This window comes from Zunongwangia pacifica, from assembly GCF_023499215.1.
GTDB lineage: Bacteria > Bacteroidota > Bacteroidia > Flavobacteriales > Flavobacteriaceae > Zunongwangia > Zunongwangia pacifica.
Map to the genome: position 1 here is coordinate 1 of NZ_JAKHSK010000088.1, position 1,934 is coordinate 1,934.

2 protein-coding genes are annotated in these 1,934 nt (G+C 31.5%); both read left to right on the plus strand.

What is annotated here, in order from left to right; genetic code table 11:
- Positions 1 to 78: 78 nt before the first annotated feature.
- On the plus strand, positions 79 to 1,134 hold the full coding sequence (locus L1967_RS22145; RefSeq protein ID WP_249603664.1) for a serine hydrolase domain-containing protein: 1,056 nt from the start codon (positions 79 to 81) through the stop codon (positions 1,132 to 1,134).
- 174 nt (positions 1,135 to 1,308) lie between these two features.
- A complete protein-coding gene (locus L1967_RS22150; protein WP_249603665.1) occupies positions 1,309 to 1,932 on the plus strand; it encodes a hypothetical protein in 624 nt (207 codons plus the stop codon).
- Positions 1,933 to 1,934: the final 2 nt, after the last annotated feature.

Here is a 1,934-nt window from a genome sequence, read left to right on the forward strand (position 1 = left end):
ACTGCCGTTGGCAAAAAATTTTAACGAGGATTTCGGTAACAACAATTCTCATTCCAGACGTATATTAAAAATCTATCAATGAAAATTTTCATCAGCTTATATATTCTTTTATTAACAAGTCAATTTACAATCGCACAATCAAGAGCACAAGGAGTTGATTCAATCAGTAAAATTATCCATGAAAAAAATCCAGATGTAGCAATTAGTATAGGCTTCATCGATAACGGAGAAGAATATTTCTTTAATTATGGAAATCTTAGCAGAAAAAGTAATTTGAACGTAAATGAAAATACAATTTATGAAATTGGTTCTATCACGAAATTGTTAACTGCAAATTTAATTGCACAAGCTCAGAAAGAAGGAAAATTAAAAATTGATGATTTCATAGATAATTATTTACCACAAGACTATAAACTACCAGAAAAAATAAGACACAAAATTAAAATTTCTGATTTAGCTTCTCATCAATCAGGTTTGCCCGATTTTGATTTCAAAAAATTAATGGAGTTAAAACCTAAACAACCCTTAGACATAAGCGAAGAAACCATTCATTCCATCATAAATGACAGCACCTCGTTATCCGATTATGGGAATTATAGATATTCAAATATCAGCTATACTCTAATGGGAATGATATTAGAAGAAGTTTACAACGAGGAATTTGAAAATATTTTAAAAGAAAAAATACTTGATCCGGCTCAAATGACAAGTACATATACAGCGAAATTTGATGTGGAAAACAGAGTGACTGGCTACGATATAGATGGATTAGAACAAGAGTATTTTAATTGGAATTCCATAACTGCACCCGCTGGTTTACTTAAGTCAAATACATCAGATATGTCAAAATTGCTAAAAATTCTTCTTACTGGTAAAGGACAAATTGGCGAGGCAACTGAAATAACAGAAAACACTTTTTACAAAAACACACAAAGAGAAGTAGGTTTGGGCCAAGAAAGAGCAAGAAGTGGAGATGATATATTTTTTTACAAGACAGGCGATACATTTTCAGGTTCTTCGATCCTTGCGTATGATAAGAAATCTAATTGGGGATTAATTATTTTAATAAATCAGCATAATTCTGATCTGATACGAGATTTAGTAAATTCTAATTATGAAAAAGTTTTAAAGTAAAATCACTTGCCAACAATGAAGCACTGTTATCGATGCTAAAGTCGAAGATGAATATACTGTGACCTGACCAGATAAAATTATAGGGGTTACCGACTTGCCTTTATAAGATAATTTATTGTTAGCCTATCAAACCGTTATGGCCTACTTTAAGAAACAACCTGCAAAATTGAAATTATGAATTTTGAGTTAGAGGATAAACTAAGAAAACTGGTAGCGAAAAATGAGCTTAATGGTGCAATTCAGCTTGCGGAATCAGAGTTAAACAAGATTCCAGAGACGGATTTCCACAAAATGATTGGTAAAGATATTTTACACTTAGCACATGATTTGAAGGTTCATATTCAAAACTTCCATAAATCTACATCTCAGATTTTAAATAAACCAAAAGGCCTAATAAAATCAGTTTTTGGAAAGCCTACAGATTTTAGACCCGCTGCGTATTATTGTGAAATGAATGGATTTACAATTAACTATGATAGGTGGTTTATTGATTTGTTTTCATTTAAAGAAATAGGCGGAGATGATTGGAATTGGTTGTGCGATTTCTATGATTCGACAACAGGTGATTTTACAATCACCGGACTTGAAGATATTCAGAAGGTTTTTCAAGACGTTCATGAAAATGACCGATTTAAAGAACCGAATATTCAAAAAGCTTATGAAGTGTGTGAATTGTTAGTCATTCTTAGACTTCAAGAACTGTTTAGATTAACATATTCAAAAATGGAAGAACCAATAACTAATACTCCCATGTTCGTAACTGCCCACGATTATGAACTAATCTATAGGGTGAATTAAAT